Source organism: Pannus brasiliensis CCIBt3594 (genome assembly GCF_036688125.1).
Lineage (GTDB): Bacteria > Cyanobacteriota > Cyanobacteriia > Cyanobacteriales > Microcystaceae > Pannus > Pannus brasiliensis.
The window spans coordinates 14,068-30,713 of the sequence record NZ_JBAFSM010000054.1 but is presented as its reverse complement, the minus strand read 5'-3'; the positions used below and the strand labels follow the sequence as shown (position 1 = coordinate 30,713).

The 16,646-nt window shown below is 52.7% G+C and carries 19 protein-coding genes and 1 pseudogene; 6 read left to right on the top strand and 14 right to left on the bottom strand.

The annotated features are described in order from the left end of the window. Positions 1-129: 129 nt before the first annotated feature. Positions 130-693, top strand: a complete 564-nt coding sequence (locus V0288_RS20985) for a Uma2 family endonuclease (RefSeq protein WP_332867126.1) — start codon at positions 130-132, stop codon at positions 691-693. A gap of 53 nt (positions 694-746) precedes the next feature. Here V0288_RS20985 and V0288_RS20980 read toward each other — a convergent pair whose 3' ends face one another. Then, a complete protein-coding gene (locus V0288_RS20980; protein ID WP_422662039.1) occupies positions 747-1,892 on the bottom strand; it encodes a citrate synthase in 1,146 nt (381 codons plus the stop codon). Between the two features lie 259 nt (positions 1,893-2,151). Then, positions 2,152-2,835, bottom strand: coding sequence for a Uma2 family endonuclease (locus tag V0288_RS20975; RefSeq protein ID WP_332867125.1), 684 nt, complete (start codon positions 2,833-2,835; stop codon positions 2,152-2,154). A gap of 94 nt (positions 2,836-2,929) precedes the next feature. Here V0288_RS20975 and V0288_RS20970 point away from each other — a divergent pair, with 94 nt between their 5' ends. Then, positions 2,930-4,213, top strand: a complete 1,284-nt coding sequence (locus tag V0288_RS20970) for a class I SAM-dependent rRNA methyltransferase (protein WP_332867124.1) — start codon at positions 2,930-2,932, stop codon at positions 4,211-4,213. Here the strand turns inward: V0288_RS20970 and V0288_RS20965 are convergent. The 7 genes from V0288_RS20965 to hcp all read right to left on the bottom strand — a co-directional run bounded on the left by V0288_RS20965 (position 4,180) and on the right by hcp (position 9,264). Next, positions 4,180-4,599: a VOC family protein gene (locus V0288_RS20965; protein ID WP_332867123.1), complete on the bottom strand. Its 420-nt coding sequence runs from the start codon at positions 4,597-4,599 to the stop codon at positions 4,180-4,182. The two genes, V0288_RS20970 and V0288_RS20965, sit on opposite strands and share 34 nt — an antisense overlap. A 232-nt stretch (positions 4,600-4,831) precedes the next feature. Next, positions 4,832-5,152: a WGxxGxxG family protein gene (locus V0288_RS20960; protein ID WP_332867122.1), complete on the bottom strand. Its 321-nt coding sequence runs from the start codon at positions 5,150-5,152 to the stop codon at positions 4,832-4,834. A gap of 238 nt (positions 5,153-5,390) precedes the next feature. Then, on the bottom strand, positions 5,391-5,939 hold the full coding sequence (locus tag V0288_RS20955) for an NADH-quinone oxidoreductase subunit B family protein (protein ID WP_332867121.1): 549 nt from the start codon (positions 5,937-5,939) through the stop codon (positions 5,391-5,393). Between the two features lie 18 nt (positions 5,940-5,957). Beyond that, on the bottom strand, positions 5,958-6,386 hold the full coding sequence (locus V0288_RS20950; protein WP_332867120.1) for a hypothetical protein: 429 nt from the start codon (positions 6,384-6,386) through the stop codon (positions 5,958-5,960). After that, entirely contained in the window at positions 6,383-6,781 is a 399-nt protein-coding gene (locus V0288_RS20945; RefSeq protein WP_332867119.1) for a hypothetical protein, read from the bottom strand. The genes V0288_RS20950 and V0288_RS20945 overlap by 4 nt, the downstream gene beginning before the upstream one ends. A gap of 8 nt (positions 6,782-6,789) precedes the next feature. Beyond that, the gene (gene hoxU / locus V0288_RS20940) at positions 6,790-7,506 is read right to left on the bottom strand and encodes a bidirectional hydrogenase complex protein HoxU (protein ID WP_332867118.1); all 717 of its coding nucleotides are present in this window, start codon (positions 7,504-7,506) and stop codon (positions 6,790-6,792) included. A 129-nt stretch (positions 7,507-7,635) separates the two neighbouring features. Next, positions 7,636-9,264 carry a hydroxylamine reductase gene (hcp, locus tag V0288_RS20935; protein WP_332867117.1) on the bottom strand — a complete coding sequence of 543 codons (1,629 nt, stop codon included), beginning with the start codon at positions 9,262-9,264 and terminating at the stop codon, positions 7,636-7,638. Positions 9,265-9,537: 273 nt separating this feature from the next. Here hcp and V0288_RS20930 point away from each other — a divergent pair, with 273 nt between their 5' ends. Beyond that, positions 9,538-10,101 (top strand): Uma2 family endonuclease, encoded by a 564-nt coding sequence (locus V0288_RS20930; protein ID WP_332867116.1) that lies wholly within the window; start codon positions 9,538-9,540, stop codon positions 10,099-10,101. A 93-nt stretch (positions 10,102-10,194) separates the two neighbouring features. Here the strand turns inward: V0288_RS20930 and V0288_RS20925 are convergent, their stop codons facing one another. Beyond that, complete coding sequence (locus V0288_RS20925; protein ID WP_332867115.1) at positions 10,195-10,785, bottom strand: hypothetical protein; 591 nt, start codon at positions 10,783-10,785, stop codon at positions 10,195-10,197. Positions 10,786-10,881: 96 nt separating this feature from the next. Between V0288_RS20925 and V0288_RS20920 the strand changes: the two genes are divergently transcribed. From V0288_RS20920 to V0288_RS20910, 3 genes are all read left to right on the top strand, one after another. Further along, positions 10,882-11,067 (top strand): hypothetical protein, encoded by a 186-nt coding sequence (locus tag V0288_RS20920; RefSeq protein ID WP_332867114.1) that lies wholly within the window; start codon positions 10,882-10,884, stop codon positions 11,065-11,067. A gap of 2 nt (positions 11,068-11,069) precedes the next feature. Then, positions 11,070-11,513 (top strand): D-aminoacyl-tRNA deacylase, encoded by a 444-nt coding sequence (dtd, locus tag V0288_RS20915; RefSeq protein WP_422662042.1) that lies wholly within the window; start codon positions 11,070-11,072, stop codon positions 11,511-11,513. A 113-nt stretch (positions 11,514-11,626) separates the two neighbouring features. Continuing rightward, positions 11,627-12,235, top strand: coding sequence for a DUF1345 domain-containing protein (locus V0288_RS20910; protein ID WP_332867112.1), 609 nt, complete (start codon positions 11,627-11,629; stop codon positions 12,233-12,235). Between the two features lie 160 nt (positions 12,236-12,395). On the opposite strand, the gene V0288_RS20905 is transcribed toward V0288_RS20910, so the two are convergent. From V0288_RS20905 to V0288_RS20890, 4 genes and pseudogenes are all read right to left on the bottom strand, one after another. Next, positions 12,396-13,850: a M16 family metallopeptidase gene (locus V0288_RS20905; RefSeq protein ID WP_422662041.1), complete on the bottom strand. Its 1,455-nt coding sequence runs from the start codon at positions 13,848-13,850 to the stop codon at positions 12,396-12,398. A gap of 12 nt (positions 13,851-13,862) precedes the next feature. Then, positions 13,863-15,425 (bottom strand): M16 family metallopeptidase, encoded by a 1,563-nt coding sequence (locus tag V0288_RS20900; protein ID WP_332867110.1) that lies wholly within the window; start codon positions 15,423-15,425, stop codon positions 13,863-13,865. Positions 15,426-15,507: 82 nt separating this feature from the next. After that, positions 15,508-15,627, bottom strand: coding sequence for a PEP-CTERM sorting domain-containing protein (locus V0288_RS20895; protein WP_332867127.1), 120 nt, complete (start codon positions 15,625-15,627; stop codon positions 15,508-15,510). Positions 15,628-15,702: 75 nt separating this feature from the next. Then, a pseudogene (locus tag V0288_RS20890) lies at positions 15,703-16,529 on the bottom strand (SGNH/GDSL hydrolase family protein); the annotation flags it as partial. Between the last annotated feature and the right edge of the window lie 117 nt (positions 16,530-16,646).

Genomic DNA, 16,646 nt, shown 5'->3' with positions numbered 1-16,646 from the left:
CTCCTGCCTCCTGCCTCCTGCCTCCTGCCTCCTGCCTCCTGCCTCCTGACTCCTGCCTCCTGCCTCCTGACTCCTGACTCCTGACTCCTGACTCCTCTAACCATGATCGCCACTCCCCGACCGCCGAGCATGACCGTAGAAAGGTATCTGGAGTGGGAACCGCGCCAGGAGATCCGTTACGAGTTCGTCGGTGGTGAAGTGTTCGCGATGACCGGGGGAAGCCTGCCGCACAACGATATCGCCATCAATCTGCTCGTTGCCCTGCGTCCCCCCGTTCGTGCCGGGGGTTGTCGCGTCAATATGGCCGACGCGAAAGTGAATGTCACGCCATCGATCTATCGTTACCCGGATCTCGCGGTCAGTTGTGGCGGGCGCGACCGGATCGCCGTCGATGCTATCCGCTATCCGAAGCTAATCGTGGAAGTGCTTTCCCCCGGTACGGAAGCCCTCGCTCGCAACGCGCTCGCTTCGCGAGATCGGGGTGATAAATTTAAAGAATACCGTTCGTTACCGACCTTGGAAGAATACGTTGTAATTAACTCTACCCGGATCGAGGTCGAGATTTACCGACGGGGGGAGGGGCGTTTATGGCTCTATACCGCGTATGGGTCCGGGGATTCGATCGAGTTAGAAAGTATCGGGTTCGAGTTTCCGATCACCCTACTGTACGAGGATATTTTCTTCGGTGATTAGAAAAAAGTACGGGAAAACCCGCTTTCGTTTCGAGAGCGGGTCGAGTTTTCAGGTTATTTGATCGAGCGTTGTTCGATCGGGATATACGGAATATCGTGCAGGCCGGTGTAAATCTGCGTCGGTCGGAAAATCCGGTTAGCGTTTAACTGCTCTTTCCAGTGGGCCAACCAACCCGCCACCCGCGAGATCGCGAAAATCGGCGTGAATAAATCCGTGGGAATGCCCAATTTCCGATACACCAAACCCGAATAAAAATCGACGTTGGCGTGAATTCCTTTCCCCCCGTAATGCTCCACGACCACGCGCTCTAATTCCAGGGCGACATCATAATATTCATCCGTTCCGAACTCGGTAAATAGTTGTTCGGCCAGGTTCTGGAGAATGATCGCCCGCGGGTCTTTCACCTTATACACCCGATGTCCGAAGCCCATGATTTTCTGTTTGTTGGCGATACATTTCTCCACGTAGGGGCGGACATTGGCCACCGAACCGATCTCCTCTAGCATCAGTAACACTTCCTCGTTCGCGCCACCGTGGAGGGGGCCGGCTAAGGTTCCCACCGCCGAGGCGATCACCCCGTAGGGATCGGTTAACGTGGAAGAAGTCACCATCGCCGAAAATGTCGAGGCGTTCATCGTGTGTTCGGCGTGGAGCGTGAGGCAGATATCGAAGATTTTCGCCGCGAGCTCCGTCGGGCGGCGTTCGGTGAGCATATAGAGGAAATTGGCCGCGTAGTCTAAACTATCGTTGGGTTGAATCGGGTGATTTCCCTTGCGGATCAGTTGGAAAGCGGCTACCATCGTCGGGATTTTCGCCAACAGACGGACGACGGCTTTCCGGATGTACTCGGGATCGTCGAGCGCCCGGCGGGAGTAGTACAACCCCAACGCGGCGGCCGAGGTTTGGAGCGCGTCCATCGGGTGGCCGTTTTCGGGGAAACATTTCATCATGTCCTCGATCCGGTACTTGATCCGCCGGTGATACCGGATCTCTTCCGCGAATTCTTCGAGTTGTTCCGTGGTGGGCAGTTCCCCCCAGATGAGGAGATAGGAGGTTTCGAGGAAGGTACTTTTCTCGGCGAGTTCCTCGATCCGAATGCCCCGATATTCGAGGATTCCTTTCTCTCCATTGACGAAGCTGATACTCGATTGAGCGGCGGGAACCCCTTCTAAACCTGGACGATATTCACAAACTGTCATAGTCGTACCTATTCTGTCGCGACGATTACGCCATTTAGCTAACTTACGCTATATTTCCGCGATACCGTTGATTCTATAGAAAAACTTTTCAGTTCATCTACCTTACGGCCGTTTTCTCGGTGCGAGTAACGGAAATCACGTCCGATCGCCGATCGCTTTGGTCGATATCGCGGTTCGAGATCTGTCCCCTGAATGTTCCCGGCGCGCTGGGGAATTATCGACGAGGGCGATAGGGCTGGCTACCGTTATTGTAGCGACATTACAGGGATCGACTCAAGGGGATCGATCGCCACACTTCATCGGGATCGATATTCAGTTCCCGCGGTTTCGCCACTAATCGTTCCGCCCGTTGACGTTCGGCCTCGGCCCGCTCGCGTTCCTCGTTGTATCCGGTGAAGGGTTGTCCGTCGGGGTAACACGGAATTAATCGCGGTTCCACGCGCGGGAAACGGATTCCCAATGCCGGACCGATCCGGTTGTCAAAATTCTCGATCGGTTCGAGGCGATTTTCCCCCCGAATATAAGCTTCTAGATCGTTTCGATCGGGGTCGTAGATATAATATTCCTCTACTCCGTGGCGATCGTAAAAAAGAAACTTCTTCGCCATCTCGGCGCGCTTGTTTCCCGGCGAGAGAATTTCAAACACGACTCGCGGGGGGATTCCCCCTTCTTGCCACTGTTGGTACGATCCGCGCTCTCCCTTGGGCCTGCCGAACGCGACCATCACATCGGGAGCCTGACGGGTTTTATTATCTCCCTCGACGGGATACCAGAGCAGATCCCCGGCGACGAAAACATCCGGATCGTCGGCGAATAACCGGTCGAGATTGGATTGAATCGTCGTTATCCAGCGAAATTGTCGGGTATTATCGACGAGCGGCTTGCCATCGCTATCGGGATAGACGATCTCGGTTGCCGGTGTTCGATCGACGGAAGTAACCATCGGTTGACTTCGCTATTTCGTCTTTTTCTCGCGATAGCACAAATATACTATGCTTTTCGAGGGAATTCGCGATCGATCGCCCGGAGATAGGGACATGGGAAAGATCGGCCGGGTTGCCGGCAAAGTGGATATGATGAAAGTCGGTTCAATCCCACACCTCACCCTCGAACTCATGAACGATCGAAATGTTCTCCCGTCCGGCTTTCCGAAGATTTTCCTGCGCGATAAAAAAATTGACGCGGTGAAGCGGTTCCATCCGTGGATTTTTTCCGGCGCGATCGTCCGGATGGAGGACGGGATCGAGGAGGGGGATATCGTCGAGGTTTATAGTAATAGCGGCGAGTATCTGGCGATCGGTTTCTATAGTCCCCACAATATCGCCGTTAAAATCTTTTCTTTTCAAAAAATCACCGATATCGATCGACTGTTTCTAGAGCGATTCCAGCGCGCCTACTCTCTCCGGCAACAACTGGGATTAATCGATAATCCCGAAACGAACTGTTATCGCCTGATTAACGCCGAGGGGGACGGGATTCCGGGTTTAATCGTCGATTGGTACAACGGGACCGCGGTGATTCAAGCTTACTCGATCGGGCTTCACGCGCGTCTCGACCCGATCGTTTCCTGCCTGAAAACCCTCTACGGCGATCGTTTACGGGCCGTGTACGACAAAAGCGCGACCGTCCTGGCGAAAACCGCCCGGCAATCGGAAAATCAATATCTTTTCGGCGGTAAAACCACCGACGAGGTTTTAGAGTACGGCAATCGGTTTCTCGTCGATTGGGAGGAGGGACAGAAAACGGGGTTCTTCCTCGATCAGCGGGAAAATAGGGCGTTACTGGGTAAATTCTGCGAGGGGAAACGGGTTTTAAATACTTTCTGCTATTCGGGCGGTTTCTCGGTGTACGCGATCCGATCGAACGCCTCTCTCGTCCATTCCGTGGATAGTTCGCGGGAGGCGATCGATCTGACGGAAAAAAATATCGCCCTGAATAATCCGGGCGAGATCGAGCATAAATCCTATACCGCCGACGTTTTTAACTTTCTACGCGACTACGCTGGAGATTACGACACGATAATCCTCGATCCTCCCGCTTTCGCCAAAAGTATCAAGGCGCGGCATCAGGCGACGATGGCCTACCGCCGACTCAACGGGCAAGCTCTACAGAAACTCCGTCCCAACGGGATTCTTTTCACTTTTTCCTGTTCGCAGGTGGTGGGTGAAGAACAGTTTACCGGGGCCGTGACCGCGGCGGCGATCGAATCCGGACGCGGGGTGAGGGTACTCGCCCGATTAACGCAACCGGCCGATCATCCCACCAGTCTCTTTCACCCGGAGGGAGCTTATCTCAAGGGGTTGGTGTTGGCGATCGATTGATGCAGGATCAGGCGATTGCCGTCGGGATCGTAGATGTAGATTTCCCGGCCGTGGGAGGCGTGGCCGATCTCGGTGGTGGGCGCGCGGCCGGTGGCGACGAGATGGGCGATCGCTTCGTCTAGATCCTCCACCTCCCAACAAATACTCATCCCACTGCCCCTAGAATCGCCAAATTCCTCTCTATTAGTATCTTTAGGGCAAAAAAGACCTAATTTCATGCCAGATAGCTCGAATTCGGCGTAGACGCGGGGTTTATAGAAATCGGGTTCCCGTTGGAGTAGGTCGCGGTAGAAGCGGACGGAGCGATCGAGATCGATCGTCGCGATGGTGAGAAACGCCGACCGGTAAGCGAATCGGGTCTCGTTGGGGGATTCGATCGAGTCCATATCCGTTATCCTGATAGAACGGAAAAATTCTACCGTTTTTCCGTATAAATTTTAATATAAAGTTTTATTTGTCAATAACCTTCATTTTTCTCCTGCCTCCTGCCTCCTGCCTCCTGCTTCCTGCCTCCAAAAAAATAAAGACTCGGCAGAAACCAAGTCTTTTCTCCGGTGTATACGATTTCGGGAAAACGGGACGATGGATAGAATCTCGATCGAACGGGAAAAACCTTATCTAGTCGCGGTAACTGCTCTCGCGGGGGTTGGGATCGCGATAGGTCACGGTTTCATCGCGTTTTCTGCCCGCTAGTCCCGCTAGTCCCGCCAGACCGATCAATCCTAACCAACCCCAATCGAAATCGTTATCCCGATAGGTTGTCGTGTTAACATCCGTTCGGGCCGTGCCGTCCGTGGTGGTACCGGGGGACGCGGGATCTGCTGGAACGACGGGGGCGGTATTTGTTTGAGCCGATGCCGGTAAAGTGGTGATTATATTCGCTAGAGTCAACGCCGCTAATCCGGCTCCGAAAATTTTCGATATTTTCGTCATTTTCATTGTTGGGATTCCTATTCGCGTGTTCGATTACTAACCACCTTACCGATCCCCCACCAGAACTAAATCGCCCTCCGGCTATAAATTGAAGAGAGAATAAACCTTTCTTTTGACTCATCCACAACAAGGGTAGAGTAACGGTTTTCAATCCGGGAAAGAATTCGAGTTCGCGTCGCGCGGGTAAAAAAATCGATCGATCCCCGCCGGCAGATCGATCGAACCGCGTTTACTTTCTCGATAATTATCCGAATTTAATCATTTCCCGTCCTTCCATCACCGGCATTTCTCCTTTTAGCAGGGGGATCAATGTCTCGCGAATTCTATCCGCGTCGGGGGGACATCCGGGCATAAAAACATCGACCTCGATCACCTCGTGAACGGGAACCACTCGATCGAGTAATTCGGGAACGATACCGGGTTCGACGGGGAGTTGCGGGGTGGTATCGCCCAATTCTAAATAAGCCCGTTTGAGAACCGGTTCCGCTCCTCCTAACATATTCCGCATGGCGGGAACGTTAGCGGTAACGGCGCAATCGCCGAAAGAAACGACGGTTTTCGTGTTTTTCCGGACTTGATGGATTAATTCTAAATTATCCTCGTTAGCGATCGCCCCTTCCACCAGACAAACATCTACATTTTCGGGATAGATTTTCAGATCGCAACCGACGGGACTATACACCACATCGACTTTTTCCGCTAATTCTAATAGCCATTCGTCGAGGTCAAGAAACGACATATGGCATCCAGAACAGCCCGCTAACCAAACCGTGGCGAATCGAATTTTACTCATGGTTTTCCTGGGGGAGAGTTAATTGGGGAGTAAGCTGGAAGGGCTTTCCACGAGTAAGGAAGTCAGATCGATTCCCTTCCATTCTTGCAGAAAGTCACAGATTAGTTGAGGGGTAAAATTTCGCCCTCTAAAAAAAGTGAATCGCTTGCTTTTTACATTTAGAAAAAAGTGTAGAATATCGCAATGATCTTTCATTCCAAAGGGACAATTTTCTCCTTTCCAATTGTCGATGCCGCGCGCGTAGGATTCCACCGCTCGATCGGCCTGTGTTACTTCCGCTTCATACTCGCTCACTAATTCCAGTAATCGGGTTGGAGATTTACCGACTTCGCAAAAAAGTTCGATCGCCTCACAGGGGTAGGTGGAAGGTTTTCGCGGGAAATTAACGAGGGATTGACACAGTTGTAAGGCTTGCAAAAATTGCTCTCTCGATCGATCGTCATTCATCGGTTAGCCTCTCCTAGTAATTCCGACCACGGATAGCGTTGTTGGGCGATATCGTGAGCTTCTTTTTGAGTGATGCCCCGATCGAGAATTAACGCGGATTCGAGAATTTCGTGACGTAACAACACCTCGTCAACGCTCGTTCCTTCCCCTCTCGCCATCCTACGCCAAGCTTCCGCCATATCGAGATCGGGGATGAATTGATAGCGGGATACCCCGTTACCGAAAGCGTGATCTTTCGCTCTCGTAACCTCTTCAACACTGAATTGATAGGTGTTAGCGATCGTGATTATATCCGTTGTCATCGCCTCGATCTCGTCATAGAGTCGGATTAGATCGCGACAGTACCGCGACGTGTAGGGATCTAGATGCGCCCATCGATCGATCTCGCCATTCATCCACTACCTTACCGCGTCCACTCGTGGTGGGTTCGGGCGTTAACGAGAAATTCTAATTTCGATCGATCTTCCGATTTTTCCGAAACCGCGGAACCCTGACGGAAAATCGCCCCCGTCGGGCAAGCGGCCACGCATTTCCCGCAGGAAGTACAGGCCGAAACCTCTCCCCAGGGTTGATCCATTCCCGAAATAATCTTATCTTTCTCGCCCCGGAAAGCCACGTCCCAAACGTGCGCGCCCTCGATCTCGTCACAGACGCGAACGCAACGGGTACAGAGGACACACCGGTTATGATCGATGCCGAAATAGGGATGGGAAATATCCACCTCGCGTTTCGGGAAACGGTAGGGGAAACGGCTATGATCCATCCCCACTTCAACGGCGAGATCTTGCAGTTCGCAGTTCCCATTCGCCACGCAAACCGCGCAAACGTGATTTCCCTCGGCGAAGAGTAATTCGACGGTCATGCGGCGATATTCTTTGAGTTTCGGCGTATCGGTACGCACTACCATTCCCTCGGCCACTTCCGTCACGCAGGCGGGCAATAGCTTATTGATGCCCTCGATCTCGACCAAACAGAGGCGACAGGCGGCCACCTCGGACACGCCATCGAGATGACAGAGGACGGGAATGCGGATTCCGGCGGAAGTGGCGGCGGCTAGTACGCTCGATCCTTCCTCGATCGCTACATCGACATCATCGATTTTTAAGGTTTTAACGGACATAATGGTATTCTCCTTCGGGATGGTCTCCCACTTTCCATAAGCCACAGCGATCGGGCGCGGTTCGGGAATTTTAAGAAGAGTTTTAGAATCGCGCGAAAATCGGGCCGGAAAGATCCGGCCCGATAACGATTAACCCAGGCAAGCCGCTAGGTCTTGTTCCGGGGTCGTGATCGCTTGTAGATGGTAGGTGTCCGATAGCAATTTCAGCACGTTGGGGGTGAAGAACGCGGGTAAAGTGGGGCCGAGACGGATATTGTGAATCCCTAGATACAGCAGGGTGAGCAGGACGGCGATCGCTTTCTGTTCGTACCAGGAGATAATCAGCGATAACGGGATCTCGTTGACGCTGACGTTAAACGCATTCGCGAGTCCTAGCGCGATCTGGATGGCGCTATAGGCATCGTTACACTGTCCCACGTCCATTAACCGCGGTAATCCCTCGATACTGCCCAATTGCTTATCGAAAAAGCGGAATTTCCCGCAGGCGAGGGTGAGAACGATACAGTCTTCCGGGACTTTTTCGACGAACTCGGTGTAGTAATTGCGATCGGGTTTCGCGCCGTCACAACCACCGACGAGGAAAAAGTGCCGGATTTTGCCCTGTTTTACCGCGTCGATCACCGTATCGGCGACGCTTAATACCGTATTCCGCGCGAAGCCGACGGAAACCTGACGGGGCGTTCCCTCATCGGTGAATCCGGGCGATTCTAAGGCTTTTTCGATGACCGGACGGAAATCGATCGATCCGTCCACTTCCTCCAATCGCGTGATCCCCGGATAGCCCACGGGCCCGAGAGTAAACAGTTTCCCCTCGTAATTCTCGTGGGTGGGCATCAGGCAATTGGTGGTGATAACGATCGCGCCGGGGAATTTCGGGAATTCTTTGGTCTGATTCTGCCATGCCGTCCCGTAATGCCCGTAGAGATGGGGGTATTTCTCCTTCAATCGCGGGTATCCGTGAGCGGGCAAGAGTTCGCCGTGGGTGTAAACGGTGATACCGGTGTCCGCGGTTTGGGCTAAAAGGGCGGAAAGTTGCTTGATATCGTGGCCGGAAACGAGAATCGCCTTGCCGACGCGCGGGTTGAGGGGGACGGGAGTGGGGACGGGATGCCCGTAGGTTTCGGTATGTCCCGCGTCGAGAAGTTCCATCGCGCGCAGGTTCGCTTTGCCGACTTCCAGACAGAGATTCACCCAATCGTTCAGGGTGAGATCCGGATTATCGATCGCGGCTAAAATTTCCGCGACGACGCGATAAACGGTGTCGTCCTCCTGTCCCAATTCGTAAGCGTGGAAGCTATAGGAAGCGAGTCCTTTTACCCCGTAGATAGCGGTTAATTTCAGGGAGAAAATATCCACGTCTCGCGCTTGGCTGATGAGTTCGAGGGATACTTCCTGACCCTGTTCGACGAGAGAGCCGGTAAAATCGGGTTGATAGGAAGCGATCGCCGGCCAGTTTTCCGTTCCCACCCGCGCTTTTAACGCCTCCCGGATGTCCAGACAACGGCGGATATAATCGCTAAAACGTTTCGCGTCGAAGTTAACGTTCGTCATCGTCGCGAAAAGCGATTCACAGGTGAAAATATCCGCCTCGCAGGTGGAAATTCCCCGTTCGCGCGCTTTCAACACCACGGGGGCTAACCCGCGCAGGCTGAAGACGAGTAAATCCTGGACGGCGTTGACTTCCGGGCTTTTGCCGCAAGCGCCCCACTGATGGCAACCGTTGCCGCTGGCGGTCTGTTCGCATTGTTCACAAAACATAAAGTCTCCCTCGATTGTCGGTAGATTTTTAATGATGTCGAGCTTGTTTTTACTGAAGTGAATCTCGATACGATCGCGTCGATAATATTGTTGAGAACCGCGCGATTTACGCTCTTTTCCCATTGTGGCACTCTACCTTTAGAAAGAGGGAGATTTTTATATTTCCTCAAGAATTCCCCCTTAAACAACTCGCCGGTTGTCTTAATATTTATTGTGTTTCCGCTAATTTTTATGATATAATACCGAAAATTAAAACGAGATTAACAATTGTCAATGTTAGAGACAACAACGAAAAAGTTAACGCTCGAAGAATTTCTACTTCTACCCGAAACCGAACCGGCCAGCGAGTACATCGACGGGGAAGTGAGCCAAAAAGAAATGCCTCAAGGAAAACATAGCAGAGTACAAGGCAAATTAGTTACCGCGATCAACGCGATCGCCGAACTCGCTAGAAGCGCCCTCGCTTTTCCCGAATTACGCTGTACTTTCGGGGGGCGATCGATCGTTCCCGATGTGGTGGTTCTCGAATGGAATAAAATCCCCGTGGACGCGACGGGAGAGATTCAAAATGTTATCGTGACTCCTCCCGATTGGATCGTTGAAATTCTTTCTCCCGATCAAGATCAAACGAAAGTTATTAAAAAGATTCTTCACTGTTTAAATCACGGTACTCGCCTGGGCTGGATGATCGATCCGAAATCGAAAACGATCCTCGCGTTTCCCGCGGGACAACAACCGCGGGCATTTGAAGAAGCGGGAGAAGTGTTACCCGTTTTGGAGTCGATCGAGGGATTAGAATTATCGATCGAGACGATTTTCGGTTGGTTAAAAATATAACGATAAAGGAGAGTATACCCTACCCCTCTACCGTTAACATTTTTCCCGATGTACGGGATTTAATCCTCGCATCCACAACGCTACTTCTAGAGTTTAGTTAGAAGCTTTACATCTGTCACTGGAGTTATAAACAATGCTACTGAAACGCCCGTCTACCGTTCCGACTTCCACGCAATATCCAGTTTTATTTTCTATATAATAGGCAGATTTTCCACCCTCGAAAGTAACGGTGTTGCGGTAGGTGTAGCCTCGTCCAACCAAATCATCTTCCGCTTGGCCCGCTCTCGCACCCACGAGATCTTTTAAAGCAGGGGGAACCTTGCTAATCAAATTTTCGGGAGTCTCGCGTTTTTTCGGGGTAGAGTGTGAAGCGACAGTACCACAACTTTCAGGCAAGGCATAAACGAAAGATTGGTAACGTCCGTCTTTGGTTTGGATGGTTATACATTTTTTGGTTCTAGTTTCACGCCAATAGGTATAGCTGGCACCTCCGGAAGCCTCCCCTGCCTTGGCAAATTGATAGCCCCGTTTTTTTAATTCGTTTTCTGCCTGTCCCGCTCTCGCTCCGACTAAATCACTCAATCGCTTGACGGGATCTCCTACTTCCTGAGCGTGGCTTACAGAGGCAAGGGTGAGCGTTGATAAGGTAAGAGAAATGGACAATAGGGAAGTTTTGAGCTTCATTATTCGTTATCACTAGGGTTGTTTGCCTGAAAAGAGACCGGGTACTCGCCAAGAAAGTTCCCGAAGCGATCGAATGGACTCGGTTTCCTTGGCGAATTGAAATTAAACCACGGAACCCGCTTGGGATGGACGATCGATCCCGCGGAGAAAACCATCCTCGCGTTTCCCGCGGGACAAAAACCGCGGGCATTTGAAAAGAAGAATGAAGGGTTACCGGTGTTAGATTCGATCGAGGGATTAAAATTATCGATCGAGACGATTTTCGGTTGGTTAAAAATTTAACGATGCGAGTAGTGATTCAACGGGTTCTTTCCTCTAGTGTCAGTGTGAACGGCGAGATCGTCGGCCGGATCGATCGGGGGTTAAATCTCCTCGTCGGGTTCACGGGTTCGGACTCGATCGCCGAAATCGACTGGATGACGCGCAAATGTCTGGAATTACGTCTATTCCCCGGCGAGGAAAACGGCGATCGATGGGAAAAATCCGTCACGGAAATCGGCGGGGAAATTCTCGTCGTCAGTCAGTTCACCCTCTACGGGGACTGTCGCAAGGGGCGCCGTCCCTCCTTCAGCGATTCCGCGAGTCCGAGTATAGCCGGGGAACTGTACGATCGATTCGTCGCCAAACTGCGAGAGAGCGGCTTACGGGTAGAAACGGGGAAATTCGGGGCGATGATGCGGGTGAGCATCGAGAATGACGGGCCGGTAACGCTCATCCTCGAAAAATAAGGCGATCGGGGGGAAATTTCCCTTTCGGGGAAGTCGCCTTTTCTCTAGCCGCTCGATCGATAAAAATACCGGCAATTTCGGCAAATTCGCGTATAATTTACTAATTTAAAACTATGCAGAAGAAACCGGGGCGAAAACCCATCAGTATCCAAGCTCGATTACTTTGTGAACTGTTGGTCGGGATCGTGATATTCTCGCTTCCGTTCCCGACGACTACGCGTGTGGTTCTGGCTTTTATCGCCACTCTGCTCGCGGGTATCGCGCTAATTTCCTTCCGGTTAAATCGTTTCACTCCCTGGGAATTAGCGGGGTTTCAATCTCCCGATCGAAAACTCGCCTTCCTCGAATCTTTATTCTACACGATCGGCGGTTTCGGATTATTAATATATCTGGCTTCCTCGGAACACGAACCCTTTCATTTCGCCTTGGGATTTTTCGGTATTATCTGTGTCTGGTTGTTAATTCAGCTAATTTATTGTCAACAGTACGCGCTCCAGTATTACCGCGACGGTGGAGGACTCGCTTTCCCCGATTGTTCGCGACCGCACTGGACGGAATTTCTCTATCAAGGATTCTGTATGGCGGCTTGCTATCAAACGTCCGATACCGCCGTTACCAGTACGGCCATGCGTCAATTGATCGCCACCCACGGAATTTTATCGTATATTCTATCTGTCTCGATTATCGGGATGATGTTCGGTCTCGTCGCCAATATACTCTAGTCTATGGGGGAGATGGGGAGATAGGGAGTTTTCGGGGAAAAGGGGAAGGGAAAAAGGGGAAAAATTACTTTCGCGCCTTTCACCTTTACCCTCTCCTCCTGCCTCCTGCCTCCTGCCTCCTAACTCCTGCCTCCTAACTCCTGCCTCCCGCCTCCTCTGACTAACTATTCGGTAGGGTATCTTCGAGTTTTACGGTTCTCACCGTCGCTCCTAAAGAGGAAAGAGGGGGGTTAATTTCCTTCTCGTTGCCCACCACGAGAACCACCAATCGATCGGGCTGTAAGTAGGTTTTCGCCACTCTTTGAATATCCTCGATCGACGTTTCTTTCACCGCTTTCTGATAGCGGAAAATAAAATCGCTCGGATAGCCGTAATACTCGTAAGTCATCAAACGGGATAACGTTTGCGCGGGATTCTCGAACTTGAACACGAAGGAATTGAGAATCGAATTCTTCGCGTCTTCCAGTTCCTTTTCCGTCACCGGTTCGGTACGGACGCGTTCGATCTCCGATTCGATCGCCTTAATAAAAGGAACCGTCGCGTCGGTGCGCGTCTGTCCCCCCGCGACAAACAACCCCGGATAATCGTAACGGCCGCTCCACACCCCGTAGACGGAATAAGCCAACCCCTGACGGGAACGCACCTCGTTAAACAACCGGCCCCCGAAACCGCTCAAAATCTCGTTTAACACCGTCAACGCGGGGTAATCCGGACTATCCAAACGGCCGCCGAGATGACCGATCAGAACGCTACTCTGGGTTAACTGCGGCCGATCGATCACGAATACCCCGTTCGGATTTTTCTGGGTCGCCTCGGGAGTCGTGATTTTGGTTGAATTCGGGGGATTTTGCCAATCTCCGAAGGTTTTATCGACCAGAGCCTTCATATCGGCCGTTTTAAAGTCGCCGACAATGCCGAGAATGATTCGATCGGGGCGAACGTATGTACGGTAGAACTCGATCAGATCCTCGCGGGAGATCTTGGCGAGGGTATTGTACTCGATCGTCCGTCCGTAGGGGCTATTATCGCCGTAGATCAGCTTTTTAAACTCCCGGCTCGCGATATCGTCCGGATCGTCATTGCGACGGGCGATCTCGCCTTTCTGCTGGGTTCTCGCCAGTTCTACCCTCGCCGGTTCAAACGCGGGAGAACGGAGAACATCGGCGAAAAGAGCGAAAACCGGTTTTATATCTTCGCTGAGGGCGTTAAAACTGGCACTGCCGCTATCGAGACCGATCGAGGTTTCCACGATCGCCGCCCGCTGTTCTAATAATTGATTGAGAACGTTCGAGGGGTGGGTTTCCGTTCCCCCGGTGCGGATCACGTTCCCCGCGATCTCCGCGAGTCCCGTCCGTTCCCCCGGTTCCAAGCGTCCCCCGGTGCGGATCATCGCCGTCCCGCTCACCAGGGGTAGGCTACGATCTTCCATCAGATAGACGACCATACCGTTCTTCAGTTGGTAGCGTTCGTACTTGGGAACCTGTACTTCCGGCAGGGGGGGGAAGGTTAATTCGGTGTAATGTCGGGCGGTTTGGGCGATGGCGGGTAAACGGAACATCAGGGCCAACGCGAGGGTGGCGAGAATCAAGCCCGACCATTGTAAGGGTTTTTGGATCATTTTCGGTTCCTACTGAGCGTTAGCGGGGAGAATACGGCCGATCGTGCGGTTTTCCGGGGTGAAGGTCGATCGGGCTACCCGTTGGATATCTTCGGGTGTTACGGCGGCGTAAGCGTCCAATTCCTTGAATAAATTACGCCAATCGCCCGTTTTTACCTGGTACTCTAGTAAAGCCCGCGCCATTCCCATATTAGAATCGAGTCCCCGCAGTAAATCCGCCCGGAGATTGTTTTTCACCCGTTCTAACTCCTGTTCGGAGACGGGTTCGGTTTTCAGGCGTTCCAGTTCCGCGCGCAGAACTTTAGCGGTTTCGTCAATACTGGCATTCGGGGCGGTCGCGGTGTAGAATAACATCAAATTCGGGTATTTATCGCCAGGAAAGCCGTTAAATCCCTCCGCCGCTAACGCGAGTTGTTTGTCTTCCACTAACGCTTTATACAGCCGCGAGGTTCTGCCGTCACTCATCAGGGTGGCGATGACCTCGTAAACCGCGTTATCGGGATGACTCAGCGCCGGCCGGTGATAGCCTTCCAGATACCAGGGTTGCGAGACGAGTTTTAGGGTAACTTCCTGGGTTTCCCGTTGGGGAGGTTCGACGACGGTGACTTCCGGCGGTTTCGGCCGCGCGGGAAAACGCCCGAAATAGATTTGGGCCAGTCGTTTTACCTCCGCGGGATCGACATCCCCGGCGATCGCCAGGGTGAGATTATTCGGGGTGTAATAGGTATCGAAAAAGCGTTGAACGTCATCGGGTTCGAGGTTGCGGATGTCGCGATCGTAGCCGATTACCGGGCGTTTGTAGGGATGGGTGGTATAGGCTTTATCGAGAAAGGCTTCGATCAACTGCCCCATCGGGCTATTCTCGGTTCTCATTCGCCGTTCTTCGAGAATAACGTCCCTTTCCTTGTAGAATTCGCGGAAAACCGGTTCGAGAAAACGTTCCGACTCCAGGGACATCCACAGTTCCAGCTTGTTCGAGGGGAAACTGTAGAAATAGTTGGTCGCGTCGGTGGAGGTGGTCGCGTTGAGGCCGACACCTCCCTGAGTTTCGACGATCTGACCGTATTCGTTGCGTTTGACGAATCGATCGGCTTCGGCTTTAGCTTGCTGGAATTGAGCGGTTAAACGTTGTACTTCCTCGGTTTTCCCGGCTTTTTTAGCCGCTTGCAGTTGTCGATCGATCTCGTCGAGTCGATCGAGCGCTTTTTTCTCGGCGGTATAATCGGTCGTGCCGATCGTTTTCGTGCCTTTAAAGGCTAAATGTTCGAGAAAGTGGGCCACCCCGGTTTTCCCGTCGGGTTCGTTCGCGCCCCCCACGTCCGCGTAGGTGACGAAGGAAACCACCGGTGCCTCGCGGTTTTGCAGGACGATAAATTTCATCCCGTTATCGAGACGGAATTCGGTGATCTGTTGCTTGAATCGGTCTAGATAGGGGGCGATCGAGGAAACGTCGCCGGAGGGCGGCTTCGCGTGGGCTGACGGGGGCGAAACCCACCAAAAACTTAAAAACAGTAGAAAAACACTGACAGAGCCTAGAAGGGCGCGTAAATAGCGATTGCGAGAAGTCGTCATGCGATTAACGGGTATTCGTGAGAGCGAGATCGCCAGATCCTATTCTATAGCAGGGGACTGTTAGAGATCGGCGTTTCCGCAGTTACCCCGCGCCCTTTCGGGACGATCGATCGGCCGGGCGCGCTAATTTCCGTTTCGTGACTAACGCGCCGATTCCCGTGACGAAAAATATCCCGAGAACACCGCTCGGTTCGGGAACCACTTGAGAGCTAACGAACTCGCCGAACTGTCGGTGAACGGCCGCGGTGGGATGAAGTCCATCGTAGAAGAAATATTCGTCCGGATTCGCGCAAACCGTCGCGATATCGACGCAGGGATCGGTCACGTTCGTTAAGCTCGGGGAGGCGGCGATCGAGGCAAAATAACCGAAGGTATCGATCTCGATCAGATCGATCGTCGGATCGTCGCGAAAACCGGTTAAAGCCCCCCGTAAAAGAGCGTTAAACTCCACGCTAACCGCCGTGGCCGAGACGCTTAACCCCGGCGCGCCCCGTGTCACCACCGGGGTCAGCCCTAAATCCGGGAGATTGGGAACCACGATCCGAACGGCTCCCGCGCTTTTCAGACCGCCGATAATCGTGACGAGATCGCTAACGGTTTGAGTTAGAGTAGTGGTCGCCACCGCATCATTCCCCGCGAGTTTTTGGATGGCCGCGTCGCGAGCGTTATTACTCCCCCCCAGATCACGTATAGCGCGTTCGACGGGGCGATTCCCCCCGTATTCGTTGTAAAGAAGGCGAATTGGTCGAGTAAGCTCGGGGGAGTCGGCGGGGTGGTGCCGATCGGGCCGGTTCTCGCTCCCCCGAAGGCGAAATTCGTTCCCCCTCCTAGATACGGCGACGCGGAAACGCCGAGACGGTTCGCGAGGGTTTCCACCCAGGTCGGCCCGTTGGTCAGACGACCGCTCTGGTAGGGGAGCGAGGGAATTAATCCCCCGAAGGGAACCTGTTGATAAGCGGGAAGGGTAGCGATGGCCGCGTTACCGCTATCGGTCAAACTGTCCCCGAACGCGAAAAGGGCGCTGAAAGTGGCGGCCGTAGCGCTAACCGGGACGGTAACGAGTGCTAGGCCGAGAGAGATAGCGGAAAGTTTCGAGATAAGCATGGGGAATTCGATCGCGGGGGAAATTATCGAGAAAAAAAGCTCTCCGAATATCGTTAGCGTGTGAACGGAAGGCGATATCCACCAGTAAAGGCGATTTTTCCCGCGATCGAAAAAATC